Genomic DNA, 26,007 nt, shown 5'->3' on the forward strand with positions numbered 1-26,007 from the left:
AGCCCGTTTGACCCAGACCGTTTGATGTTGCTCCAGATCGCATTGCGCAAGAAGGCCTCCGCCCTCACCGCCCTCGTCACGGCGGCTGCGATCGCGCTGCTGCCGGTCCCGGCGACGCAGGCGCAGGAAGGCCGCGGACCGCCGGTCCTGCGCGACACCGAAACCGAGCAGCTGTTGCGCGAATATACCCGCCCGATCCTGCGGGTTGCCGGTCTGGAGAAGCAGAACATCCAGATGGTGATCATCAACGACAACTCGTTCAACGCGTTCGTCGCCGATGGCCGCCGCATCTTCGTCAATTACGGCGCGATCCTGCAGTCGGAAACGCCGAACCAGCTGATCGGCGTGCTCGCGCACGAGACCGGGCATCTGGCCGGCGGCCATCTGTCCAAGCTGCGCGAGCAGCTCGCCAATGCCCAGACCCAGATGATCATCGCGATGCTGCTCGGCGCGGGCGCTCTGGTCGCAGGCGCCAGCCGCGGCTCGGGCAGCTCCGGCAATAACGGGCTCGCCAATGCCGGCGCGGCTGCAATCGCCGGACCGCAAGAGATGATCCGCCGCTCGCTGCTGTCCTACCAGCGCCAGCAGGAAGAGAACGCCGACCGCGCCGGGGTGAAATTCCTGACCGCGACCCAGCAGTCACCGAAGGGCATGTACGAGACCTTCAAGCGCTTCACAAGCGAGAGCCTGTTTGCGGCACGCGGCGCCGATCCCTATCTGCAGTCGCACCCGATGCCCGCCGAGCGCGTCGCGGCGCTCCAGGAGTTCGCCAGCACCAGCCCCTATTGGGACAAGAAGGACGATCCCGCGCTCCAGCTCCGCCATGACATGGTGCGCGCCAAGATCTCCGCCTTCATGGAGCGGCCGGAGCTGGTGTACCGCCGCTATCCCCTGACCAATGACAGCATGCCGGCGCGCTATGCCCGCGCCATCAGCACTTATCTGCATGGCGATTTGCGCAGCGCGTTGACCCAGATCGATGCACTGATCGCGGTGCAGCCGAACAACCCGTACTTTTACGAGGTCCGCGGCCAGGCCCTGCTGGAGAGCGGCAAGCCCGCCGACGCGATCGCTCCCCTGCGCAAGGCTGTCGCACTCTCGAACAATGCGCCCCTCATCGAGATGTTACTTGGGCAGGCTCTGGTTGGAACCGATAATAAGGCCTACACCGACGACGCCGTCCGGATTCTCCGTGCCGCGGTGGCGCGGGAGCCCGAAGCCCCTCTCGGCTATATGCAGCTCGCGATGGCCTATGGCCGGAAGGGAGACTATGCCGAGGCGGATCTTGCCTCCGCCCAGGCCGCCTATTTGCGCGGCGACAACAAGACCGCTCGCGAGCTCGCCACGCGCGCGAAAACCCGTTTCGCCGTCGGCACGCCCGGGTGGGTCAAGGCCGACGACATCGTGGCGTCGAAACCGCCGCGCAACTAGCCTAAATCACGACATTCGCCACCTTGACGTCACGACACTCCGACTAGGTCCGCCGGGACGTTTTTTCGAAACCTGCTCTGGATAAGAGGATTTGCCAATGCCTTCGCTGCGCCTGCTTGCTCCCGCGCTGTTTGCGCTCGCCATCTTCGGCGCAACGGGACCGGCTTCGGCCGACAGCTTCTCCGATGCCCAGCGCACCGACATCGAGGCCATCATCAAGAACTATCTCGTCAGCCATCCCGAGGTGCTCGAGGAGGCCATGACCGAACTCAGCAAGCGCCAGGCTGATGCCGAAACGAAGAAGCACGAGGCCAGCATCGCGCAGAACTCGGATGCGATCTTCAACTCGCCGCACCAGGTCGTGCTTGGCAACAAGGACGGCGACGTCACCTTCGTCGAGTTCTTCGATTACAATTGCGGCTACTGCAAGCGCGCGATGAGCGACATGCTCGACCTGATGAAGACCGATCCCAAGCTGAAGGTCGTGCTCAAGGAGTTTCCGGTGCTGAGCCAGGGTTCGGTCGAGGCCGCGCAGGTCGCGGTCGCCGTGCGCATGCAGGATCCTTCCGGCAAGAAATATCTCGATTTCCACCAGAAGCTGCTCGGTGGCCGTGGCGCCGCCGACAAGGCGCGCGCAATGCAGGCGGCCAAGGAAGCCGGCCTCGACACCGCAAAGATCGAGAAGGACATCGCGAGCCCCGAGGTGCGCGCCACCATCGAGGAGAACTTCAAGCTCGCGGAAGCGATGGGCATGAACGGCACGCCGAGCTACGTGATCGGCAAGCAGATCGTGGTCGGCGCCGTCGGCCTCGACGGCCTCAAGGAAAAGATCGGCGTCGCCCGCTGCGGCAAGGCGACTTGTTAACAAGGCGACTTGCTAACAAGGCGAGCTGCTGATCGCGCGTTTCGCACTCACGCATCCAGGAAAGGCCGGCCAAGGAGCTGGCCTTTTTCTTGCGACAGATCTTCTTGCGACAGACGTTCTTGCGGCGGATCCTGGTGCGATCCTGCCAAGTCATTCATCTGGCGTTCAATAAACAAAAGCTGCGGAACCACCGAAGTTCCGGAACAACTCAAATCTCCTTTCGTTGTCGGCGCGGGCAATGACGCAAATGGACACGTGAGGAGAATTTCATGTCTAACCGCTTTATGATTTCGGTTGCTGCACTGGCGCTTGTTGCGGGGACCGGACTGGCGAACGCACAGGGCACCACGGGCCGCGAGAGCGGCGGCGCTGGCGGTGCGCAGATGCAGCATTCGCAGCAGCCCTCCGGCGGCGCCGCCGAGCGCGGCGGCTCGATGGGCCGGGAATCCAGTCATGAGAAAGGCACTGTCGGTCAGGCCGGCGGCTCCAGCAGCATGAAGTCCGGCACCTCCGCCGAGGACAAATCCTCCGGCGCCATGAAGGACGAGCACTCCGGCCGCGAGATGAACAAGAACGCGGCTGAGGAGAAGTCCGGCGCCAAGGGCCAGCGCACCGACGAGCGCGCGCAGGGTCAGCAGGACAAGTCCAAGAGCATGAGCGAGGACACCAGCAAGTCCGGCGCCAAGGACCAGAAGGACATGAAGGCTGAGGGCACCAAGAGCGGCGCCAGCAGCACCAACAATGCCGAGAACCAGAAGGGCACCGAGCGCACGAACCAGAACGCTCAGGGCCAGAGCAGCACCAACATGACGGTCGGCCAGGCCGGCGCCGGCGCCAAGCTCTCGACTGAGCAGCGCACGCAGATCACCTCCGTGATCCACGAGGAGCATGTGCGGCCGGTGACCAACGTGAACTTCTCGGTCTCGGTCGGCACCCGCATTCCGCGCGAGGGCATCGAGCTGCACGCCCTGCCGTCCCGCGTGGCGACGATCTACCCGGAATGGCGGTCCTATCGCTACGTCCTGGTCAAGGACGAGATCGTGATCATCAATCCGGACACCTATGAGATCGTGGCTGTCCTGAACTCGTAAGGCGATACCCTGAAAGCTCAGGGGCGGCAGCGATGCCCGCCCCCTTGCTTTCGGCCGGCAGCCATGCTTTGGACTGGTTAACAAGCAATTTCCGTAGTTTCCGCACAGGTTTTTGCACACTGGATGAGCTGCCCGAGGCAGTCCCGGAGGCCCTTCGAGGCTTCCCTGGGTCACTTTGTTACCTATAACCCCCGCCACGCCGAAACACCTGCGCCGGGACAGGAATGGCCGAACCAGCAACCGACACGATTCTCGTTCTCAACGGGCCGAACCTCAACATGCTGGGGACGCGCGAGCCCGAGAAGTATGGTCATGCGACGCTGGCCGACGTCGAGGCGCTATGCCGGGAGACGGCGGCGACGTTCGGCCTCAAGGCCGATTGCCGGCAATCCAACCGTGAAGGCGAGCTGATCGACTTCATCCACGAGGCGCATGCCCGCAGGATGAAGGGCATCATCATCAACGCCGGCGGCTATTCGCACAGCTCGATCGCATTGCACGACGCGCTGCTCGCGGTGCAGATCCCGACGGTCGAGGTGCACGTGACCAACATCCACGCCCGCGAGAGCTTCCGTCACCATTCCTACACCGCACGCGCAGCCTTCGCCTCGCTCTGCGGCTTCGGCATCGAGGGCTACCGGCTCGCCATCCAGGGCCTTGCCGCCAAGCTCGGCATCAAGCCCAAAGCCTGACGCTCCCTCCTCACACAGAACATTCGGATCAAAGAACATGGCGCGCCAGCCAGACGACAAAGCAGCCGCAAAATTTTCCAGCGAGGATTCCGCGCTGGTCCGGGAGCTCGCTCTGCTGCTCGATGAGACCAGCCTCACCGAGATCGAGATCGAGCGCGCGGGCCTGCGCCTGCGCGTGGCCCGCAACATCAGCGTCGCCGCGACCATGCCCGTTCCGGTGGCGCATGCGGCCCCGACGCCGGTCGCCGTTGCGGCTGCCGCCCCTGCGGCAGCCGCGGCCGACATGTCGAAGCATCCGGGCGCCGTGACCTCGCCGATGGTCGGCACCGCCTATTGGGCGCCCGAGCCCGGCGCCAAGCCGTTCGTCGAGGTCGGCTCGAAGGTCTCGGTCGGCCAGACCCTGCTGATCATCGAAGCGATGAAGACCATGAACCAGATCCCCTCGACGCGCGCCGGTACGGTGACCCAGATCCTCGTCGAGGACGGCCAGCCGGTCGAGTTCGGCGAGCCACTGGTGATCATTGAATGAGCGAGTGGCGAATGGCGAATAGCGAATGGTCGCCGCATTGCCATTCGTCGTTCGCTACTCCCTATTCGCCAGCTGAGGCACCATGTTCGACAAGATCCTCATAGCCAATCGCGGCGAGATCGCCCTTCGCATCCTGCGCGCCTGCAAGGAGCTCGGGATCGCGACCGTCGCCGTGCACTCCACCGCCGACGCCGATGCCATGCATGTGCGCCTGTCGGACGAAAGCGTCTGCATCGGGCCGCCACCATCCAAGGACAGCTACCTCAACGTGCCCGCGCTGCTCGCGGCCTGCGAGATCACCGGCGCCGATGCCGTGCATCCCGGCTACGGCTTCCTGTCGGAGAATGCGCGCTTCGCCGAGATCCTCGGTGAACATAATCTGCAATTCATCGGCCCGAAGGCCGAGCACATCCGTCTGATGGGCGACAAGATCGAGGCCAAGAAAACCGCCAAGAAGCTCGGCATTCCCGTGGTGCCCGGGTCCGACGGTGCGGTTGGTCCCAACGACGATGCGATAGGGATCGCCAGGAAGATCGGTTTTCCCGTGCTGGTGAAGGCGGCTGCCGGCGGCGGTGGCCGCGGCATGAAGGTCGCGCAGACCGAGGCGGATCTCCAGGTGGCGCTGTCGACGGCGGCCAACGAGGCCAAGTCCGCCTTCGGCGACGCCTCCGTCTATCTGGAGAAATATCTCCAGAAGCCGCGCCACATCGAGATCCAGATTCTCGGCGACGGCCGCGGCGGCGCAATCCATCTCGGCGAGCGCGATTGCTCGCTGCAGCGCCGCCACCAGAAGGTCTGGGAAGAAGGCCCCTCGCCCGTGCTGACCGCGGCTGCGCGCGCCAAGATCGGCGAGACCTGCGCGAAGGCGATGCGCGAGATGAAATATCTCGGCGTCGGCACCATCGAGTTCCTGTTCGAGGACGGCGAGTTCTACTTCATCGAGATGAACACGCGCATCCAGGTCGAGCATCCCGTCACCGAGAGCATCACCGACATCGATCTCGTGCTGGAGCAGATCCGCATTGCCGCCGGCGGCGAGCTGCCGGCCAAGCAGAGCGAGATCCAGATCATTGGCCACGCGATCGAGTGCCGCATCAACGCCGAGAATCCGCAGAGTTTCCGCCCCTCGCCGGGCCGCATCACGCAATATCATCCGCCCGGCGGCCTCGGCGTCCGCATCGATTCCGCGGTCTATCAGGGCTACACCATCCCGCCCTATTACGATTCCCTCGTCGGCAAGCTGATCGTCCACGGCAAGACCCGCGCCGAATGCCTGATGCGGCTGCGCCGGGCGCTCGATGAGATGGTGGTGGAAGGCATCGAGACCACCCTGCCGCTGTTCCGCGATCTCGTGCGCCAGCACGACATCATCAACGGCGACTATCACATCCACTGGCTTGAGCAGTATCTCGCCGGCAAGACGGAACCGGCCGGGAAATAATCCGTCGGCGGAACCCTTTCGCCCCAATCGCATTATGGACGGTTGGGGACAGTTCCAAGGGGGCGTTTTGAAGTCCGCGACACGTAGCAAGGCGAGACCGTCGTGACGGCTGGGGAACAGCGGCGGCGCGCAATTTGGCAGATCCTGCTGTTCGCTGCAGGACTGCTGGTGCTGACCGTGATCAGCGCCGGCTCGGTCTACCTCGTCAACCAGGCCAGAGACGACAGCAAATGGGTGGTTCACACCCTCGAGGTGGAGAACCAGATCAACGCTCTGCTGCTCGAGGTCCGGCGCGCGGAGAGCGCGCTGCGCGGCTATCTCCTGACGTTGGGACCAGAATTCCAGGGCGACCACGAGCAGGCCGTCGCCGCAATCATTCCTGCGATTGACCGGGTCACACGTCTCATTGGCGATAATCCCGCCCAGCGCGACAGCATCGAAAGACTGAGCGCGGCGATCGAGACCCGCCTCGGCCAATTCGCGCGCGAGATCGATTTGATCCGGCAGGGCCAACGAGCCGAGGCCGTAGCGCTGGCTCGCGAGGCAGCCGCCGGCAACACCACCGCCACGATCGGCAGTGTCGCGGGCGCAATGATAGCCGAGGAGGAGCGACTATTCCGCCTCCGCTCGGCGAATGCCGACCGCAGCCAGACGCTCGCTGCCTCAATGACCGGCATCGGCTCGGGCCTCGTCGTGCTGCTGGCGCTGATCTCGGTCTGGCTGGTGCGGCGCTCCGCCGGCGCGCGCGACGACGCGGAGACACGCCTACGCGACGCTAATCTCAATCTGGAGACCACCGTCGATGAGCGCACGGCAGACCTGCGCGAAGCCAACGACGAAATCCAGCGCTTTGCCTATATCGTCAGCCATGACCTGCGATCGCCGCTGGTCAACATCATGGGCTTCACCAGCGAGCTCGAAGAATTGGGCAAGGACATCTTTCGACGCATCGGCGGACTCACGGGCGTGCCGGCAGGCGGCCCACCCGTCGACGTCGCTGACATCCCGCTCGATGGTCCCGACAAGCAGCTTTCGACGGATTTTTCCGAAGCGCTCGGCTTCATCAAATCCTCGATCGCCCGGATGGACCGGCTGATCTCGGCGATCCTCAACCTCACCCGCGAGGGCCGGCGCGAGTTCCAGCCTGAAAGGATCGATACCCGCGAATTTATCGAGGCCATCGTCTCGTCGCTGGCGCATCAGGCGGCCGAGGCACAGGCCGAGATCCACATCGAGCCGCTGCCGAATATCGTCAGCGACCGGCTTGCGCTGGAGCAGATATTCTCCAATCTGATCGACAACGCGATCAAGTATCTGAAGAACGGGGTGCCCGGCGAGATCAGAATTCGCGGGCGCACCAAGCTTGGCTACGCTATCTTCGAAATCAGCGATAACGGCCGCGGTATCGACCCGAAGGATCATCAACGGATTTTCGACCTGTTCCGCCGGGCGGGAACCCAGGACAAGCCCGGCCAGGGCATCGGTCTTGCCCATGTGCGTGCACTTGTGCGCCGCCTCGGCGGCACGATGTCGGTATCGTCGGAACTGAATGCGGGCAGCACTTTCACGATTACGCTGCCCATCTCGTGGAAATCCAGCAACCGGAACGCTGACAAATGACATTGCCAGTCACCATCATCATGATCGAGGACGACGAGGGCCACGCCCGGCTGATCGAGCGCAATATCCGCCGCTCCGGAGTCAACAACGACATCGTGTCGTTCGCCAACGGCACTGCGGCGATGAAGCATCTGTTCGGCGCCGACGGCACCGGGTTGAACCAGAAGGGCAACGCCCTGCTGATCCTGCTCGACCTCAACCTGCCCGACATGAGCGGGATCGACATCCTGAAGCAGATCAAGGAAAACAACTATCTCAAGGCTTCCCCCGTGGTGGTGCTGACCACCACCGACGACAGCCAGGAGATCAAGCGCTGCTACGAGCTCGGCTGCAACGTCTACATCACAAAACCCGTCAATTACGAGAATTTCGCCAATGCCATCCGGCAGCTCGGCCTGTTCTTCTCGGTCATCCAGGTCCCGCCCGCCGCCTCATGACCCAGCGCATGCCAACCCTGCTTTATATCGATGACGACGGTGCGCTGGCGCGCCTGGTCGAGCGCGGCCTGACGCGGCGCGGCTACAAGGTCATCCATGCCGCGAGCGGCGAGGAGGGCCTTGAGCGTATCCGCCGTGCGGGAGCCCAACCCAACACTGACGACAGTGCCGAGGGCTGCATCGATGTCGTGGCGCTCGACCAGTACATGCCGGGCCTCGACGGGCTCGAGACGCTCGAGCAGATCATGGCGATCCCGGACGCCCCGCCGGTGGTGTTCGTCACGGCCTCGCAGGATTCCAGCATCGCCGTCACCGCGCTGAAGGCGGGCGCCGCCGACTATCTGGTCAAGGACGTCAGGGGCGACTTCATCCCGCTGCTGCATGTCGCGGCCGAAGGCGCGCTGCGCCAGGCCGAATTGCAACGGGCGCGCGAGGAAGCCGAGGCCGAGGTTCACGCCTCGCGCGACCGCTACGCCGCGCTTGCCGCCGAGCGCGAGCTGCTGCTGCGCGAGGTCAATCACCGTGTCGGCAATTCGCTCCAGATCATCGCCTCGCTGTTGCATCTGCAGGCGAGCTCCGCCGCACAGGACGAGGTCAAGGCTGCGCTGACCAACGCGATGGGCCGCGTCGCCGCCGTTGCCCAGGTCCACCGCCGCCTCTACACCTCGCAGGATCTGAAGAGCGTGATGCTCAACCAGTATCTGGACTCGCTGCTCGAGGATCTCCGCCGCTCCGCCGAAGGCAATCGGATGTCGCGCCTGACGGTGAAGGCCGAACCGATCGAGATCGACCCGGATCGCGCGGTCGCCGTCGGCATCATCGTCAACGAGCTGGTGATGAACGCAGTGAAGTACGCCTATCCCGATGGCCCCGGCCCTATCCACGTCGAGCTGAGCTCGAACGGAGACGATCTCCTGCTGTCGATCACCGACGACGGCGTTGGCGACAACGTCAAGGCCGATCCGCGTTCGACCGGCATGGGCCAGCGCATCGTCGCGGCGATGGCGACCAAGCTCGATGCCAGCGTCGAGCGTGATCCGGCACATTCCGGAACCCGCATCATCATCAGGTTCCGCCGCACTCCCGCGGCACCGGGCAACGCGAACAGCGCTGCGGCGGGTTGATCCTCGCATCCCGGTCGCACGCGCGGCGCGATCCTGCTATAATTGGATCCTATGACTTCGCGCGACTCCGCCTCGTCTGAAATCACGCCGGCCGTGCTGCTGCGCGCCTATGCCTGCGGCATCTTCCCGATGGCCGAGAGTGCCGACGACCCGACCCTGTTCTGGGTCGAGCCGGAAATGCGCGGCGTGATCCCGCTCGACGGTTTTCGCGTCGCCTCGCGCCTTGCGCGCACGGTGCGCTCGGATGCGTTTCGGGTCACCGTCAACACCGCCTTCAAGGCGACCATCGCCGGCTGCGCCGCACCGCAGGCCGGACGCGAGGACACCTGGATCAACAAGCGCATCCGCGACCTCTATGGCGGGCTCCATGAGCTCGGCCATTGCCACAGCGTCGAGGCCTGGCAGGGCGACGACCTCGTCGGCGGCCTGTACGGCGTGAGCCTGGGGCGCGCCTTCTTCGGCGAGAGCATGTTTCACACCGCGCGCGACGCCTCGAAGGTCGCGCTGGTGCATCTGGTGGCGCGGCTGATCCATGGCGGCTTCGAGCTGCTCGACACGCAATACGTCACCGACCATCTCAAGAGCTTTGGTGCGGCCGAGATCCCGCGGCGGCGCTACACCGCTCTGCTCGATCACGCGCTCGCCGGCGAGCCCGCTGATTTCCTGAGAGTGTCTTCGGGGGATGCGATCCCCGGTGCACGCGCACTCGAGATCATCGCCTCGCGGCCATAAATCGGACTACCGGCCGAAGCCCGGAATACCGAACAGACCCGGCCGCTGCTCCGGCGGCGGAGGTGGAGCCGGCTGCTGCTGCTGGATCGGCGGCAAAGGCTGCGGCGGACGCTGCTGCACCGCCTGCTTTGGCGCGGCCTTCTTCTGCGCCGGAGGCGGCGGTGGCGGCGCAGGCTTGGTCGCGGGATCGGGTGCGGCGGTCGCAATGGTCTGCTGCGGCTCTTTGCAGTCGGTGAGCCAGATATCGTAGATCGGATGCTCGACGCCGTGCAGGCCCGGGCTCGCGGCATACATCCAGCCGGAGAAGATCCGCTTCACCTCGCCCTGCAAGGTGATCTCGTCGACCTCGACGAACGCGTCGGTGTTGGCGGCTTCCGTGGCCGGACGCGTGTAGCAGGCGTCGGTCTTTACCCGCAGCGCGCCGAACTGCACGGTCTCGCCGATATCCTCGTCGAAATTGATGATGCGCCCGGTGATCTTGTCGAGGCCGGAGAAGGTCGCCTTCTTGTTCACGATCTTCTGGGCCGGCGGCTCGGTGACGACCTCGTCGCCCGGCTGGAGGCTCGCGGGTGCCTGCGGCACGGCGCCCTGCTGGGTCCCGCCCTTCTGCTGCGGCTGGCGCTGACCAGGGGCTCCGCCCGGCGCCTGACCAGGCGCGCCCGGCGGCGCGACCGCGACGGCCGGTGGCTGGTTCTGCGGAGCGATGGCGGTGCCCGGCGGCGGCGCCAGCGGCTGGCTCTCGACCGGCCCCGGCATCACATTTCCCTGGCGGTTCGGCGGCGGCATCGGGCGCGACGGCAGCACGCGGCCCTGCGGCGGCAGCTCGGGTACCTCTTCGTCGTCCTCGGGGGTCGGCTGCGGTTGCGGCTGCCCGCCACGGGGATGCTCCCCGGCGGCCGCAGCGGCGGTGGATCGGAGAAGATCGTGCCGATCTGCGCCTGCGCGGGCGTCTCCACCGTCAAAGCGGTAGCGGCCAAAAGCGCCGCAAGACCTGTCAGGGTAAGGGTTCGAAACATTATCTCGCGCGGCTTCAACAGCGAATCGGGCTTGCTGGACATTCTACAGGGGATACCGCCGCTCGCAGGCCATCCGGTTAACACGCCGAATACGGCGGGGAAAGGGCGGCATCCCTGCCCTGCCGGACGCCGGCGTGACAGCCCGGCGCCCGGATGGGATAGTCCAAAGGCCCCGCCCCGGGGCCGAACCGGGCATCGCCTCCCGAAAATGACCTCCAATGATAACCAGAACCCCTGGGATACTTGCCCATGCCGGTGACGGCACTGGGCTGAGAAGCCATCATCCGAATGTCGCCTGCGCTTAAACCTGTTTTCGCCCTTCCCCTCCGCGGCCTGACCTGGCTCGGCAGCCAGGGCACGCGCGCGGTGGCCGCCGTCGTGTTCATCGCCGCCGCTGTGCCGTCGCTCGGTGCGCTGCTGCGGCCCTACGTCACCGAGGCGATCCTCATTCTGCTCTGCATCTCCTTCATGCGGGTGGATCTGGCGGCGCTGTGCGGCCATCTGCGCCGGCCGGCGCTGGTGGCGACCGCCACGGCCTGGACCACGATCGGCGTGCCGCTGATCGTCGGACTGACCGCGCATGCGACCGGCCTCACCGACCGCGCGCCCGGCCTGTCGCTGGCGCTGATGCTCCAGAGCATGGCCTCGCCGATGATGGCCTCTCCGGCGCTCGCGGCCCTGATGGGCCTCGATGCGACGCTGGTGCTGGTCACACTGGTGACCGCGACTGCGATCGTGCCCTTCACCGCCTCGCTGTTCGCGAGCCTCTTCCTCGGCGGCATGCTGAGCATCTCGCCGCTCACGCTCGGCCTGAAGCTGCTCGGCATCCTCACAGCGTCGCTGCTGTCGGCGAGCGCGATCCGCTGGATTTTCGGCGCCAATGCGATCCAGCGCCACAAGCAGCCGATCGACGGCTTCAACATCATCATTCTCCTGATCTTCGCGTCCGCGGTCATGGGCGATGTCGAGCGATCTGGTGGCGCAGCCGGTCTTCACCCTCAGCCTCGCGCTGTTGTCCTTCGCGATCTATTTCACGCTGCTCGCCGTCACGACCTTGCTGTTCCGCCGCATCGGCTATGAGCGCGCGCTGGCGCTCGGGCTGATGGTGTCACAGCGCAATCTCGGCCTGATGCTGGCCGCCACCGCCGGCGCGCTGCCGGCAACGACCTGGCTCTATTTCGCGATGACGCAGTTTCCGATCCATCTTTCGCCATACATGCTGACGCCGATCGCACGGCGGCTGACGGCGCGGGCGGAGAGGTCCGACACGTCGACCGCAGGCAGCGTAACCTGAAGCCTACGGCGTCATGGATTGCGCAGTCCCTTCTCTTGCACTCTGCCAATATCCAGTCGCGGAACGCTTTCATCGCATGCGAAGGCCTTTTTGATTTCAGGGACGTGAGCCAATACGATCCGAGATAGGCTTGACTGTCATACGGGCAGACCAGTCGCTTGCGCGAGAGGTCGTCCGAAAACAAGGCGACCGGCAATAGCGCGACACCGGCGCCTTGCGCTGCTGCGTGCGCCAAGGAGACCGAGGAGTCGAATGTCGGGCCGGTCATTCGCGGCTGCCGGCATTGCACCACATCGAACCATTGTGCCCACTCGCCCACCCGATAGGACCGCAACAGCACCTCGTTGTGCAAATCGGTGGGGTTCCTGAGCCGCTTCGCAACAGCCGGCGCGCACATCGGCGTGAAATGGGCATCGACCAGACGCTCGGCGTTCGTTCCGTGCCATGCGCCGTCGCCAAATCGAATGGCGTAGTCCAGTCCTTCGCCGCCGAGGTCCACGCGATTGTTGTTCGCGAAGATCCTGATGTCGATGTTCGGATGGCTCGCGGTGAAGCTCTTGAGACGCGGGAGGAGCCAGCCGGACGCGAACGTTCCGACCGCGCCAACGGTCAGCATTTCGCGCATCCGACCGTTCTCGAACCGGTCCAGCACCTGATTGATTTGGCCAAAGGCATCCGAGATAGCCGGCTGCAGTGCCTCGCCCTCTTCCGTAAGGGCAAGCCCGCGGGTCAATCGCCTGAAGAGCTTCACGCGCAGACTGTCTTCCAGAATCCGCACCTGCTGACTCACGGCAGCCTGCGAGACCCGAAGTTCCAGACCGGCCTTGGTGAAGCTGAGATGGCGAGCGGCCGCTTCGAATGAGCGGAGCGCGTTCAGCGGCAGACTTGAAATGTTGGCAGGGCGGCGGGCCACGTCTGATCCAAGTTTTGCTTATGGATGGCCTTACGAAGCATCGTTTGTCAATTGCGCGGGCGCGACGCAAAACCTGCCCGCAATTCACGGGAGATCTCGATGCTTACACGACGTCAGTTCGGCTCATCGGCATTTGCGGTCGCGGGAAGTCTCGTCCTGCCGAACGTTTCGGCTGCCGCGGCGGGCGCAACGGCATCGCTCATCAAGGCGCTCGAACAGTTGGAGCTGAAGAGCGGGGGCCGGCTCGGTGTCTCCGTGCTCGATACGACGACGGGAGTTCCGGTCCATCACAAGGGGGACGAACGCTTTCCCATGTGCAGCACTTTCAAACTCCTGGCGTCGGCAGCCATACTCAAAGACGCAGGCAACAAGCTGGACCGCCTCGAGCGGCGCGTTCGTATCGAGCAGGCCGACGTCGTCGAGAACTCGCCCGTGACCCGCCAGCATGTCGGTGGAGAAGGAATGTCGCTCCGCGAGCTCTGTGACGCTGCCATCACCATGAGCGACAACACGGCCGGCAACGCGCTTCTGAAGAATATTGGTGGTCCCGCCGGGTTGACCAGCTTTGCACGTAGCCTCGGCGACACGATGACACGACTGGACCGGACTGAAACCGAACTGAACGAGGCTACGCCCGGCGATCCCCGCGACACGCGACCCCAAATGCGATGGCCGCAAATGTACGAAACTTGCTGCTCGGTGATGCCCTCCTCGCGCAGGGTCGCGATCAACTCGCCAAATGGCTCATCGCGAACAAGACGGGAAACAGTCGTTTACGCGCCGGCCTGCCGCAAGGCTGGCGTGTGGGCGACAAGACCGGAGCAGGCGAACACGGCACCACCAATGACGTCGCCATCGTATGGCCGCCCGAACGTTCGCCGATCATCATCGCAGTCTACCTCACCGGTGCAGCGCTCGATCCGAATGGACGAAACGATGTGATCGCCTCTGTTGGACGAGAGATCGGCAACAGCTTTGGCTGACAGTCGCGGCGATCGCCCTATCCAGCCCGCGCGGCGCGCCGCAGCGCCTGCGGCGGCTGGCCGAAGGCGCGGATGAAGGCGCGGCGCATGCGCTCGGGGTCGCGGAAGCCGGTCGCTTCCGCGACGAGCTCGATCGCCTCGCGCGAGGACTGCACGCGCTCGCGGGCGACCTCGATCCGCAACCGCTCGATCGCCTTCGACGGCGTCGTGCCGGTCTCGGCGGCAAAGGCGCGGGCGAAATGCCGCGCGCTCATGCCGGCGCGATCGGCGAGGTTTTCCACCGTCAGCGGCGCGTCGAGATTTTCCCGCGCCCACGACAACAGCGTCCCGAAGCGGCCGTTCGGCGTCTTCAATTCCAGCAGCGATGAGAACTGCGACTGGCCGCCGCTGCGACGATGGTAGAGCACGAGCTGGCGCGCTGTCGCCTGCGCGATCTCCTCGCCATGGTCCTCGGTGACCATCGCGAGCGCAAGGTCGATCCCGGCGCTGATGCCCGCCGACGTCCAGACATTGCCATCGCGGGTAAAAATCTGGTCCGGCTCGAACTTCACCTGCGGATAGCGTGCGACGAAATCGCGGGTGCGGCCCCAATGCGTGGTGGCGCGGCGGCCGTCGAGCAGGCCGGCCTCGGCGAGCACATAGGCGCCCGAGCAGACGCTGGCGACCCGCACGCCACGTTTGGCCAGCCGCTGCACGAAAGCGAGCGTGGCCGGACAGCGCGCCGCGGCCTCGACGCCCGAGCCGCCCGCGACGACAAGAGTCGTGATCGCGTTCGCTGATTTGAAATCGCGCGCCATCATCTCGACGCCGGAGGACGAGCGCACCGCGCCGGGGTTCACCGCCAGCACCCGCAGCGCCAGCGGCTTTCCGCTGGCGCGTGCCGCGATCTCGAATACCGAGATCGGGCCGGCCGCGTCGAGCAGCTGAAAATCCGGAAAGATCAGGATGCCGATCATGCTCATGTCCGAAAGTGAGGGAAATACGCCATTTTGGACAGGATGGCATCATGCCAATCTGCCGGCGTCAAGCACTTCATTGGAGGCTCTCATGTCGGCACCGCTCCAGATCGGACTTCTGGTGTTTCCGGGCGTCACCCAGCTCGACTTCACCGGCCCCCTACAGGTGTTTGCCAACGTCCCGGGCGCGACGCTGCACCTGATCTGGAAGCGCATCGAGCCGGTGCCGAGCGATTCCGTGCTCACGGTGACGCCGACCACGACGTTTGCCGACTGCCCACAGCTCGACGTGATCTGCGTGCCCGGCGGCGGCGGCACCGACGATCTGCTCAACGACGAGGAGGTGCTTGATTTCCTGCGCGGGCAGGCCGAGGGCGCAAAGTACGTCACCTCCGTCTGCACAGGGTCGCTGGCGCTCGGCGCCGCCGGTCTGTTGAAGGGCTATCGCGCCGCCACATTGGAGCGCGATGGAGATGCTCAGCCAGTTCGGTGCGACGCCGACCAGGACGCGGGTCTGCGTCGACCGCAACCGCATCACCGGTGGCGGCGTTACCGCAGGAATCGATTTCGCGCTGACGCTGGTCTCGATCCTGCGCGACCGTACGACGGCGGAAGCGATCCAGCTTCAGCTCGAATACAATCCGGCGCCGCCGTTCAATTCAGGCTCGCCCGACACGGCATCGGCGGAGGTGCTCGCCTTGCTCCGGGAGCGCGGCGCGCCAAGGCAGACCCGCCGTCTCGAAGCCGTCGCGCGTGCAGCAGAGCGGATGATCTAGCCGCACTCTCGTGTCCCGGACGCGGCGGCACGCAGTGACGCTCCGCAGCGTCCGGGGGCACGAGCCAGTTGTGCCAGTCTAGCCAACAGAAAAAGGCCACCCGGTTTCCCAAGCGGCCTTTCCTGTCTTACGACGGCGCACATTCTCATCGGGCGATTTCGGAACTTGCAGACCGGGGGCCTATCTCCCGATCGAGTCCTGGTCGGCGGCCGCTGCATTTCGGGACAGTCGCGAACTGTTGCCCGAACCGAACGCGATGGTCTCCCATCTCCGTAAGATGGGTTCATTGAGCCGCATCGCACGCGCAGGCGCAACGGCCACGCGGCCGGCATCCCCGCTGTTCCCGTTGTCCACAGCAAGGTGAGGCGGATGCGTATGCATCCAATCCAATGATGGACGAGCGCGCGTTAGCCGGGCGTCCAGGGCTGGTAATCGCCGGTCGCCTTGGGACGCTTGCCGCTGGCCAAGGTCGAGCCCGAGGGCCGGTAGGCCTTAGCCGTGCCGGTGAGATTCGGCAGATGCGGCTTTTCCCACTCGCGCGGTTGGTAATTCTCCTGGGTCGGCGGCACGTCGACGGTGATGGATCCAGCCGTGCCAGGACGGCGGAATGCGGCTCGCTTCGGCATAGCCGTTGTAGATCACCCAGCGCCGCTCGAAGCCGAGCACGGGATCGATTGCGCCGCCGCGGGTGCGGTAGTAGCGATTGCCCTGTTCGTCCTCGCCGACCAGCTCCCCGTATCGCCGGGTCCAGAGTTGGGTGCCAAAGGTCTGGCCGTTCCACCAGGTGAAGAGCTTCAGGAAGAATTGTTTCATGCGGCAAGGGCCCTGCTTCGTGGGGTCCTGATGCCATCCGGACGGCCAAATGTCCAGTTCGCCCCGTGCGGCCGTGCCCCACGCCGAGCGTGGTGCCTCGGCACGAGCGCCGCCGCAATGAGGGCACGGTCCGTTCATGCCCGGTACAGCGGCGGCGTGGAAGTCTGGCCTTTCCTGCGCACACCGGCGTGACCCCAGGAACAACGGCCGTTTCGGTGTGTTTGCTCTCGGGAAAAGGAGTTTGATCATGAACAGTCGAGAGTTTTGAGTGCAGCCGCGGCGCTGGCACTGGTGCTTCCGATGGCGACCCCGAGCTTCGCCCAGGGCCGTGGCGGTCACGGCGGCGGTGGCGGTGGCCATTTCGGCGGCGGTGGCGGTGCTCACTTCGGTGGCGGCGGCGTCCACATGGGCGGCGGCAGCATGGCGGCGGCGCCCGGATCGGTGGTGGCGGCGGCAATTTCGCGGCCAACGCGGCGGCGCGCCCGAGCGCCGGAGCCGCCTTTAACGGAGGTGGCCGCAACTTCGCAGCAGCCGGAGGCCACTGGAACGGCGGCGGCGGCAACTGGCACGGCGATGGCTGGCATCACCGCGGCGGTGGCTTCGGCCCGGCGTCGCAGCCGGTGCGGCGATTGGCGCGCTGGGGTCGTCCTACGCCTATTATGGCGGTGGCCCGTATTACGGCGACGGCTATTACGACGACAGCTACTATGACGACGGCGCGACTGTCGCCGTGGTGCCCGACACTGGCGGCGACTCGTCGGCCTATTGCGCTCAGCGCTTCCGGTCCTACGACCCGGCGTCCGGCACCTATCTCGGCTATGACGGGCTACGTCATCCCTGCCCGTAATACGGCCTGAACGGCATCATCTGTGAGCGGCGCCGGCCGACGGCGCCGCTCCAGTGTTGGCGGCGCCTGTGCGAGTCCTTCACTGAAGCTCTTGCACGAACTCTTGCACGCCTCGTCGCGAACACGCGCCGACCGCCGGGATCGCGGAGGCGCTGTCGTGGACCGCCCGGATTTGCCTCAACCTGTCATTGAAATCCGACGGAATTCACCGGCCGCCGGAACCTGCAGAGGCGCTATGCATTCCGCCGTGCACATCTACTTCGTCCCAATCCAAAATTGACCCGGCGCACGATCTGCCTATATCACCAATCACTGTGGGGACTTCGATCTACTAGGGAAGGTCATGCCGCGTATTCTCGTGGTCGATGACGATCCGATGGTCGGCGCGACCATCGAGGTCCTCCTCCTGCGCCAGGGCTTCGACGTCACGCTCACCGACGGCGGCGAAACCGGGTTGGCTGCGCTGGAGGCGCAGACGTTTGATGTCATGCTGGTTGATATCTTCATGCCGCATATGCGCGGCTTCGAATCCATCCGCATCTTCCATGAGCGTGCGCCGGCGATTCCGTTGATCGCCATGTCTGGCTATGCTTTCGCCTCATCCGCCTCGCCCTCCCCGGACTTCCTCCGCATGGCGCTGGAGCTCGGCGCCTCGCGCTGCCTGCGCAAGCCGTTCACGCCCGAGACGCTGTTGACGACAATCCGGGAATGCCTCGGCGAGAGCGCGCCGTCGAAGGACCAGAAAGAGGCCCCTTGATTCCCTCGCAGCGCGTCATTCTAGGTGCTGGACTTGCCATCCTCCTGCTCATCACCGCCGCCTCGATCGGGCTCGACGTAAAGTCGCGCTCGGACGCGGCCTGGGTCAATCACACCGTCCAGGTGCAGAAGAAGATCTCCGATCTGCGCGTGCTGATGCGTCACGCCGAGAGCGCCGCACGCGGCTACGAGCTTTATCGCAGTCCCGGCTTCAGCGACGAGTTCCAGGCGGTGCGTGCTCAGATCGCGCCGGCGCTCGCCGACCTCAAGCGGGTCGTGCGCGACAATCCCGATCAGGTCGTGCTGCTGGAGGGGACGGAGGCGCTGGCGCTGCGCCGGATCGAGATCGCCGCCCAAGTGATGAGCCTGCGCGCCGCCAACGACGGGGCCGGCATTGCCGCGCTCCAGGGCAAGGGCGAGGGTCGCGGTCTGATGGACACGGTGATGGGCAATCTCGACCAGCTGAGCGCAGAAGAGGAACGGTTGCTCACCGCGCGCTCCCAGGATCTGCGCCGCACCGGCATCGTGCTGCTCGGCATCGACGTCGCCGGCGCGCTGGTAATCCTGTTGCTGGTCGTGATGGTGATGCGCGAGAACCAGCGCACCACGGTCGCGCTGAAGAGCACACTGCTGGAGACCACGGCGGCCAACCAGCAACTCGAGGCGGCCGTTGCCGAACGCACGGAGCACCTCGTCACCGCCCACGACGAGCTGCGCCTGTCGGTCAACGTGCTCCAGAGCACGTTCCGCAGCATGGCGGAGGCGGTGCTGGTGATCGACGCCGAGGGCAATGTCCTTTTGTCCAATCCGGCCGCGGAGCGCATGCTGCTGCACCGGACCGGCATGAACCTGCGCAATCTGCGCGCCCTGTCCGACGTTTTCCATGGCGACGGCGTCACGCCGCTCAAACCCGACGAACTGCCCTCCGCGCGGGTGCTGCGTGGCGACGAATTCGAAAACCTGGAGATGATCGTCCGCCCGCACAGCGGCAACATCGCGCGCCATCTGATGATCAGCGGCCGGCCGATGCGCGGCGGGCAAGGCAACATCTCGGGCGGCGTGCTGGTCTATCACGACGCCACATCCTCGCGCGAAACCGAGCGGCAATTGCATCAATCGCAGAAGCTCGACGCCATCGGCAAGCTGACCGGCGGCGTCGCACACGACTTCAACAACATGCTGACCGTGATCTCGGGTAACACCGAGACGCTGGTGGCGAGCCTGAAGCAGCAGCCCGAGCTGCAGCGCACCGCGCGCCTGATCGACGATGCCGCCGGGCGCTGCGCCGAGCTGATCCAGCACCTTCTCGTTTGCGCGCAGGCAGCCGCTGCAGCCGCGCAATGTCGACATCAACGGCGCGATCGCCGATATCGCAAAACTGTTGCGTCCCACCCTCGGCGAACAGATCCAGATCGAGACCGTGCTGGAACAGGAGCCGATGACGGCGCATATCGACCCGTCCCGCCTCACCAATGCCGTGCTCAACATGGCGATCAATGCCCGCGACGCCATGGCGAACGGCGGCAAGCTGCTGCTCGAAACCCACCGCGTCGTGCTGGACGAGGCCTATGCGAAGACCAATGCGGACGTCACGCCCGGCCCTTACGTGATGCTTGCGGTCAGCGACAGCGGGGCCGGCATGCCGCCGGATGTCCAGGAGAAGGCGTTCGAGCCCTTCTTCACCACCAAGGAGGTCGGCAAAGGCTCGGGTCTCGGCCTCTCCATGGTCTACGGCTTCGTCAAGCAGTCCGGCGGCCAAATCAAGATCTACAGCGAGCAAGGCCACGGCACCACGATCAAGCTCTATCTGCCGCCGGGCGAAGGCACGACGGAAGCCACGGCCGCGATCGCACCACAGGCCGAAGGCGGCGCCGAGACCATTTTCGTGGTCGAGGACGACACGCTGGTGCGCAATTTCGTCACCGCGCAGCTGCAGAGCCTCGGCTACAAGACGGTGGCCGCCGCGGACAGCCGCGCCGCGCTGCAATTGATCGAGGCCGGCCAAGCCTTCGATCTGCTCTTCACCGACGTCGTCATCCCCGGTGGCATGAGCGGCCGCGAGCTCGCCGAGGAGATCGCCAGGCGCCGGCCGGGCGTAAAGGTGCTCTACACCTCCGGCTACACCGACAACGCCATCGTCCACCACGGCAAGCTCGATGACGGCGTGATGCTGCTGACAAAGCCCTATCGAAGAAACCAGCTCGCCGAGATGATCCGGAAGGCGCTGGGCGGCGGCGGGATGGTGGCGGGCTAACGCGTCGCCAGCAGCACCGCGGCCAGCGTGAAGATCAGCCCGGCGATCTGTCCCGCCCCGAGCGGCTCGTGCAGCGCCAGCGCTGACGCCACCACGCCGATCACAGGCACGGCCATCGTTCCGATCGCGGCGACCGAGGCCGGCAGGCGCGAAAGCGCCGCAAACCAGCTGACATAGGCGATGCAGAACTGCACCACCGTCGAATAGACCAGCAGCCACCAGCCGAGCGGCGTCACCTTGTCCAGATGCGAGGTCTCGATCAGCAGGCCGATGATCGAGATCGGCAGGCAGCCGATCCCGATCTGCCAGGCGGCGGCCGTGATCGGCGGCAAATGGATCGGGTACTTCTTCGAAAACACCGTGCCGACCGCAAAGCCGATCGCGCCGCACAGCGCCATGATGATGCCGGGCAGCTTCTCCGCGCTGGCGGCGATGCCGTTGCCGCCCATGATCGAGGCGAGGCCCGCAAATGCCATCACCAGCCCGAGCGTGCGCAGCACCGTCGGCCGCTCGCCGAGCACGGGCCAGGCGATCAGCGAAGCCCAGACCGGCATGGTGTAGGCAATCAGCGCCGCCTCGCTCGCCGGCAGCCACAGCAGCGCCAGCCCCATCAGCACCATCCAGCCGGTGACGTTGAGGATCGCGGCGGTCGCCAGCCGTAGCCAGATCCGGGGCGCGACTTTCAGGCTGTCGCCGCGGACCAGCGCCAGCACCGCTAGCAGCACCGCGCCGAGCACGCCGGTCACCCCGCGCAAGGTCAGCGGCGGCAGCTCGCCGAGCAGGAATTTCGTGACCGGCCAATTGAAGCCCCAGCCGATCGAGGTGATCGCGAGGAACATCAGGCCGGCCGGGGCGATGCGCGGTCGCGCATCCCGGCGGGTCGAATCAAGCATGTGGGCAATCCGGCAAAATCGAGCCTCAGCTTGGCGCGGATTCGGCGTCGCCACCACCACCTCGGCGGGCATGCCTGCCCTCACCTTCCGTAGCCCTACGTGAGTCCCGTTGGCGCAACCCCGGGCCTCAAAAATATACCTGCCCTGTGAACAGCGGGATGAAGGGTCCGTATCGCCACCGGATGCAAATTTTTTCGGTTGGGAATCCCTGAGGACTCACTGATACTTGGCTCAACAGCAGGTGACGGCTTGCCCCCTGTTATCCCCCACAATCCACCATATTTAGTATTTGATTCAGGAACTCGCACTAGTTATTGACGGGCGCAACGGAGAGTCCTAGCTTTCGATCCGTTCGGCGCGAGTGTGTTTGCGTCCCGCCGGCACTCCCCCAAAGGGTCCGCAAAACTGCACTCCGCCAGGCCAGACGAAGGCAGCGGGAAGAGGGCTTGTCTGCCCTGAGGTCGCGGACTTTTCGGGCGCCAGAACGGGCTGGAAACAGGTCCGGATGGCAAGTGTTGAACGTGACGTGTGGGGCGTTTGAACGCGTGTCGGGCTCATCGCTTTGGGGCGGATGGGCCTGAACATGCCGGCGGATGATCGGTGCGCGCACCGACCAATCGCGTCGGGAGAAACTGGGCCGGATCCACCGGCTGAACTGCGTTGCTCAAGGGCCGATCCGGCCTGGGTGGAAACGCGAAACGTAATGTCGACCCGGATGCCTGAACCGAGGCAGTCGGGTCAAAGAATAGGACGGGGCAAGACCATGCGGATTGAGCGGCGCCACACCACTTCGGGACAATCAGCTTACGCGGGAATCGAGTTCCGCCTGACCACGTCGGAGATCAGGAATCCCGACGGTTCGGTCGTGTTTAAAATGGACGGCGTCGAGGTCCCGGCCGAATGGTCGCAGGTCGCCTCCGACGTGCTGGCGCAAAAGTATTTCCGCAAAGCCGGCGTCGCCGCGCGCCTGAAGAAGGTCGAGGAAGAATCCGTCCCCTCGTTCCTGTGGCGCTCCGTGCCCGACACGGAAGCTCTTAGCCTCCTGCCCGAGAAAGAGCGCTATGTCAGCGAGCTCAGCGCAAAGCAGGTGTTCGACCGCCTCGCCGGCTGCTGGACCTATTGGGGCTGGAAAGGCAACTATTTCTCCTCCGACGAGGATGCCCAGACCTTCTACGACGAGCTCCGCTACATGCTCGCCAGGCAGATGGTCGCGCCGAACTCGCCGCAATGGTTCAACACCGGTCTGCACTGGGCCTATGGCATCGACGGCCCCGGCCAGGGCCATTATTACGTCGACCCCTTCAGCGGCAAGCTGACCAAGTCCAAATCGGCCTACGAGCATCCGCAGCCGCACGCCTGCTTCATCCAGGGCGTCGGTGACGACCTCGTCAACGAGGGCGGCATCATGGACCTCTGGGTCCGCGAAGCCCGCCTGTTCAAATACGGCTCCGGCACCGGCTCCAACTTCTCTCGCCTGCGCGGCGAAGGCGAAAAGCTCTCCGGCGGCGGCCGCTCGTCCGGCCTGATGAGCTTTCTCAAGATCGGCGACCGCGCCGCCGGCGCGATCAAGTCGGGCGGCACCACCCGCCGCGCCGCCAAGATGGTCGTGGTCGACGTCGATCACCCCGATATCGAGACCTATATCGACTGGAAGGTGAAGGAGGAGCAGAAGGTCGCAGCCCTCGTCACGGGATCGAAGATCAACCAGAAGCACCTCAAGGCGGTGCTGAAGGCCTGCGTCAACTGCGAAGGCTCGGGCGACGATTGCTTTGATCCCGAGAAGAACCCTGCGCTCCGCCGGGAAATCAAGCTGGCTCGCCGCTCGTTGGTGCCCGACAATTACATCAAGCGGATCATCCAATTTGCAAAACAGGGCTACAAGGACATCCAGTTCGACGTCTACGACACCGACTGGGATTCGGAAGCCTATCTCACGGTCTCAGGCCAGAACTCCAACAACTCGGTCTCGCTGCGTGACGACTTCCTCCGCGCCGTCGAGACCGACGGCGACTGGAATCTCGTCGGCCGCACCACGAAGAAGATCACCAAGACGCTGAAGGCGCGCGATCTCTGGGAAAAGATCGGCTACGCCGCCTGGGCGTCGGCCGACCCGGGCCTGCACTTCAACACCACGATGAACGACTGGCACACCTGCAAGGCGTCCGGCGACATCCGCGCCTCCAATCCGTGCTCGGAATACATGTTCCTGGACGACACCGCCTGCAACCTGGCGTCCGCGAACCTGCTGACGTTCTACGACACCACGACCAAGCAGTTCGACGTCGCCGGCTACGAGCACCTCTGCCGGCTCTGGACCATCGTGCTCGAAATCTCCGTGATGATGGCGCAGTTCCCGTCGCGCGCGATCGCCGAGCTCTCCTACGAGTTCCGCACGCTCGGCCTCGGCTACGCCAATATCGGCGGCCTCCTGATGACCATGGGCCTGTCCTATGACAGCAAGGAAGGCCGCGCGCTCTGCGGCGCGCTGACCGCTGTGATGACCGGCATCACCTACAAGACCTCGGCGGAGATGGCGGCCGAGCTCGGCACTTTCCCGGGCTACAAGAAGAACGCCCAGCACATGCTGCGCGTGATCCGCAATCACCGCCGCGCCGCCCACGGCCAGTCCAACGGCTACGAGGCGCTCAGCGTCAATCCGGTGCCGCTCGACCTCGTCTCCTGCCCGCAAGGCGACCTCGTCGCGCGCGCGCAGGCGGCCTGGGATGCGGCGCTCGAGCTCGGCGAGAAGCACGGCTATCGCAACGCCCAGACCACTGTCATCGCGCCGACCGGCACGATCGGCCTGGTCATGGATTGCGACACCACCGGCATCGAGCCCGACTTTGCGCTGGTCAAGTTCAAGAAGCTCGCCGGCGGCGGCTACTTCAAGATCATCAACCGTGCGGTCCCCGCGGCGCTGCGCGCGCTCGGCTATCGCGAAGCTGATATCGCGGAGATCGAGGCCTACGCCGTCGGCCACGGCTCGCTCTCCAACGCGCCGGGCATCAACGCCTCGACGCTGAAGGCCAAGGGTTTTACGGACGAAGCCATCGCCAAGGTCGAGAAGGCGCTTCCGACTGCCTTCGACATCAAGTTCGCCTTCAACAAATGGACCTTTGGCGAGGATTTTATTCGCGACCAGCTCGGCATCGGTGCCGAGGCGATCGCAGCTCCCGGCTTCGACCTGCTCCAGGCCGTGGGCTTCACCAAGCGCGAGATCGAGGCGGCCAACGTCCACATCTGCGGCGCGATGACGGTGGAAGGTGCTCCGCACCTCAAGGCCGAGCACTATGCGGTGTTCGACTGCGCCAATCCCTGCGGCAAGGTCGGCAAGCGCTATCTCTCGGTCGAGAGCCACATCCGCATGATGGCCGCGGCCCAGCCGTTCATCTCGGGTGCGATCTCCAAGACCATCAACATGCCGAACGACGCCACGGTGGAGGACTGCAAGTCCGCCTACATGCTGTCGTGGAAACTGGCATTGAAGGCCAACGCGCTCTATCGCGACGGCTCCAAGCTCAGCCAGCCGCTCAACTCGCAGCTCATCGGCGATGACGAGGACGAGGACGATGCGGTGGAGAGCCTCTACGAGAAGCCGATGGCGGCACGTGCCACCCAGGTCTCGGAGAAGATCGTCGAGAAGCTGGTCGAGCGCATCATCGTGATGCGCGAGCGCGAGAAGATGCCCGACCGCCGCAAGGGCTACACCCAGAAGGCGGTCGTCGGCGGCCACAAGGTCTATCTCCGTACCGGCGAATATGACGACGGCCGCCTCGGCGAGATCTTCATCGACATGCACAAGGAAGGCGCAGCACTCCGCTCCTTCATCAACAATTTTGCGATCGCGGTGTCCCTCGGTCTGCAATACGGCGTGCCGCTCGACGAATATGTCGATGCCTTCACCTTCACTCGCTTCGAGCCGGCGGGCCCCGTGCAGGGCAACGACAGCATCAAGTACGCGACCTCGATCCTCGACTACGTCTTCCGCGAGCTCGCGGTGAGCTACATGTCGCGGTTCGATCTCGCCCATGTCGATCCGACCGAGTCGAACTTCGACGCGCTCGGCAAAGGCGTCGAGGAAGGCAAGGAGCCGGACGCCCAGCACGCCACCAAGCTGGTCTCGCGCGGCCTCACCCGCTCCCGCACCGACAACCTCGTGGTGATGCGCGGCGGCACGATGCCGACGAGCGACACACCGAACTCGGCGGTCAAAATGGGCTTCCATCAACCCGCCGGCTGGACTGAAAAGAGCCGTACCGGCGATGCCATTGAAGGCGCCGTCGCACTGAAGCAGGAGGCCAACCACGACCTCTCTCCAACGGAGAAACTTGAGGCACTCCAGTGGAGCAAGTCCGGCAGTGCGCAGACGGTTGCAACTCCCTCCAAGGCCGAGCGCCGTGCAGAGGCTAAGGCAAAGGGATACGAAGGAGAAATGTGTTCTGAGTGCGGAAACTTCACGCTGGTCCGAAATGGAACTTGCATGAAGTGTGACACTTGCGGCAGCACCACCGGATGCTCTTAAGTTTTCCGTAGAGTATCCGGTG

General features: G+C 65.0%; 15 protein-coding genes and 8 pseudogenes. 17 read left to right on the plus strand and 6 right to left on the minus strand.

Annotation, left to right across the window (positions count from 1 at the left end):
* Positions 1-24 precede the first annotated feature (24 nt).
* Both ACTGJ9_RS26390 and ACTGJ9_RS26395 read left to right on the plus strand, forming a co-directional pair.
* Complete coding sequence (locus ACTGJ9_RS26390) at positions 25-1,431, plus strand: M48 family metalloprotease (RefSeq protein ID WP_456673479.1); 1,407 nt, start codon at positions 25-27, stop codon at positions 1,429-1,431.
* 97 nt (positions 1,432-1,528) lie between these two features.
* Positions 1,529-2,296, plus strand: a complete 768-nt coding sequence (locus tag ACTGJ9_RS26395; protein ID WP_456673480.1) for a DsbA family protein — start codon at positions 1,529-1,531, stop codon at positions 2,294-2,296.
* 47 nt (positions 2,297-2,343) lie between these two features.
* Here ACTGJ9_RS26395 and ACTGJ9_RS26400 read toward each other — a convergent pair whose 3' ends face one another.
* Entirely contained in the window at positions 2,344-2,487 is a 144-nt protein-coding gene (locus ACTGJ9_RS26400; protein WP_456673481.1) for a hypothetical protein, read from the minus strand.
* A 78-nt stretch (positions 2,488-2,565) separates the two neighbouring features.
* On the opposite strand from ACTGJ9_RS26400, the gene ACTGJ9_RS26405 reads away from it, so the two are divergent.
* From ACTGJ9_RS26405 to aat, 8 genes are all read left to right on the plus strand, one after another.
* Positions 2,566-3,387, plus strand: a complete 822-nt coding sequence (locus ACTGJ9_RS26405) for a DUF1236 domain-containing protein (protein ID WP_456673482.1) — start codon at positions 2,566-2,568, stop codon at positions 3,385-3,387.
* Positions 3,388-3,611: 224 nt separating this feature from the next.
* Positions 3,612-4,079 carry a type II 3-dehydroquinate dehydratase gene (gene aroQ, locus ACTGJ9_RS26410; protein WP_456673483.1) on the plus strand — a complete coding sequence of 156 codons (468 nt, stop codon included), beginning with the start codon at positions 3,612-3,614 and terminating at the stop codon, positions 4,077-4,079.
* A gap of 37 nt (positions 4,080-4,116) precedes the next feature.
* Positions 4,117-4,608 (plus strand): acetyl-CoA carboxylase biotin carboxyl carrier protein, encoded by a 492-nt coding sequence (gene accB / locus ACTGJ9_RS26415; RefSeq protein ID WP_456673484.1) that lies wholly within the window; start codon positions 4,117-4,119, stop codon positions 4,606-4,608.
* A gap of 82 nt (positions 4,609-4,690) precedes the next feature.
* On the plus strand, positions 4,691-6,049 hold the full coding sequence (accC, locus tag ACTGJ9_RS26420) for an acetyl-CoA carboxylase biotin carboxylase subunit (RefSeq protein WP_456673485.1): 1,359 nt from the start codon (positions 4,691-4,693) through the stop codon (positions 6,047-6,049).
* Positions 6,050-6,151: 102 nt separating this feature from the next.
* Positions 6,152-7,669 carry a sensor histidine kinase gene (locus tag ACTGJ9_RS26425; protein WP_456673486.1) on the plus strand — a complete coding sequence of 506 codons (1,518 nt, stop codon included), beginning with the start codon at positions 6,152-6,154 and terminating at the stop codon, positions 7,667-7,669.
* The gene (locus ACTGJ9_RS26430) at positions 7,666-8,106 is read left to right on the plus strand and encodes a response regulator (RefSeq protein ID WP_456673487.1); all 441 of its coding nucleotides are present in this window, start codon (positions 7,666-7,668) and stop codon (positions 8,104-8,106) included. The genes ACTGJ9_RS26425 and ACTGJ9_RS26430 overlap by 4 nt, the downstream gene beginning before the upstream one ends.
* A complete protein-coding gene (locus ACTGJ9_RS26435) occupies positions 8,103-9,230 on the plus strand; it encodes a sensor histidine kinase (RefSeq protein WP_456673488.1) in 1,128 nt (375 codons plus the stop codon). The genes ACTGJ9_RS26430 and ACTGJ9_RS26435 overlap by 4 nt, the downstream gene beginning before the upstream one ends.
* Before the next feature lie 51 nt (positions 9,231-9,281).
* The gene (gene aat / locus ACTGJ9_RS26440; protein WP_456673489.1) at positions 9,282-9,962 is read left to right on the plus strand and encodes a leucyl/phenylalanyl-tRNA--protein transferase; all 681 of its coding nucleotides are present in this window, start codon (positions 9,282-9,284) and stop codon (positions 9,960-9,962) included.
* A 6-nt stretch (positions 9,963-9,968) separates the two neighbouring features.
* On the opposite strand, the pseudogene ACTGJ9_RS26445 reads toward aat, so the two are convergent.
* Positions 9,969-11,020 (minus strand): annotated as a pseudogene (locus ACTGJ9_RS26445) (DUF2155 domain-containing protein).
* A 246-nt stretch (positions 11,021-11,266) separates the two neighbouring features.
* Here ACTGJ9_RS26445 and ACTGJ9_RS26450 point away from each other — a divergent pair.
* Positions 11,267-12,272 (plus strand): annotated as a pseudogene (locus tag ACTGJ9_RS26450) (Na+-dependent transporter).
* Between the two features lie 49 nt (positions 12,273-12,321).
* Here the strand turns inward: ACTGJ9_RS26450 and ACTGJ9_RS26455 are convergent.
* Positions 12,322-13,164 (minus strand): annotated as a pseudogene (locus tag ACTGJ9_RS26455) (LysR substrate-binding domain-containing protein); the annotation flags it as partial.
* 45 nt (positions 13,165-13,209) lie between these two features.
* Between ACTGJ9_RS26455 and bla the strand changes: the two are divergent.
* A pseudogene (gene bla, locus ACTGJ9_RS26460) lies at positions 13,210-14,168 on the plus strand (class A beta-lactamase).
* Between the two features lie 17 nt (positions 14,169-14,185).
* Here bla and ACTGJ9_RS26465 read toward each other — a convergent pair.
* On the minus strand, positions 14,186-15,124 hold the full coding sequence (locus ACTGJ9_RS26465) for a GlxA family transcriptional regulator (RefSeq protein ID WP_456673490.1): 939 nt from the start codon (positions 15,122-15,124) through the stop codon (positions 14,186-14,188).
* Between the two features lie 91 nt (positions 15,125-15,215).
* Here ACTGJ9_RS26465 and ACTGJ9_RS26470 point away from each other — a divergent pair.
* Positions 15,216-15,900 (plus strand): annotated as a pseudogene (locus ACTGJ9_RS26470) (DJ-1/PfpI family protein).
* A 407-nt stretch (positions 15,901-16,307) separates the two neighbouring features.
* Here the strand turns inward: ACTGJ9_RS26470 and ACTGJ9_RS26475 are convergent.
* A pseudogene (locus tag ACTGJ9_RS26475) lies at positions 16,308-16,713 on the minus strand (NADH:ubiquinone oxidoreductase subunit NDUFA12).
* A 300-nt stretch (positions 16,714-17,013) separates the two neighbouring features.
* Here ACTGJ9_RS26475 and ACTGJ9_RS26480 point away from each other — a divergent pair.
* From ACTGJ9_RS26480 to ACTGJ9_RS26490, 3 genes and pseudogenes are all read left to right on the plus strand, one after another.
* A pseudogene (locus tag ACTGJ9_RS26480) lies at positions 17,014-17,560 on the plus strand (BA14K family protein).
* Between the two features lie 343 nt (positions 17,561-17,903).
* A complete protein-coding gene (locus ACTGJ9_RS26485) occupies positions 17,904-18,317 on the plus strand; it encodes a response regulator (RefSeq protein ID WP_456673491.1) in 414 nt (137 codons plus the stop codon).
* Positions 18,314-20,570 (plus strand): annotated as a pseudogene (locus tag ACTGJ9_RS26490) (CHASE3 domain-containing protein). Before ACTGJ9_RS26485 ends, ACTGJ9_RS26490 begins: the two are co-directional and overlap by 4 nt.
* On the opposite strand, the gene ACTGJ9_RS26495 reads toward ACTGJ9_RS26490, so the two are convergent.
* Positions 20,567-21,463, minus strand: coding sequence for a DMT family transporter (locus ACTGJ9_RS26495; RefSeq protein WP_456673492.1), 897 nt, complete (start codon positions 21,461-21,463; stop codon positions 20,567-20,569). The pseudogene ACTGJ9_RS26490 and the gene ACTGJ9_RS26495 overlap by 4 nt on opposite strands.
* 763 nt (positions 21,464-22,226) lie before the next feature.
* Here ACTGJ9_RS26495 and ACTGJ9_RS26500 point away from each other — a divergent pair.
* Positions 22,227-25,985: a vitamin B12-dependent ribonucleotide reductase gene (locus tag ACTGJ9_RS26500; protein ID WP_456673493.1), complete on the plus strand. Its 3,759-nt coding sequence runs from the start codon at positions 22,227-22,229 to the stop codon at positions 25,983-25,985.
* The last annotated feature ends 22 nt before the right edge of the window (positions 25,986-26,007 follow it).

Origin of the sequence: Bradyrhizobium sp. RDM12 (genome assembly GCF_051917485.1) — a bacterium.
Classification (GTDB): domain Bacteria; phylum Pseudomonadota; class Alphaproteobacteria; order Rhizobiales; family Xanthobacteraceae; genus Bradyrhizobium.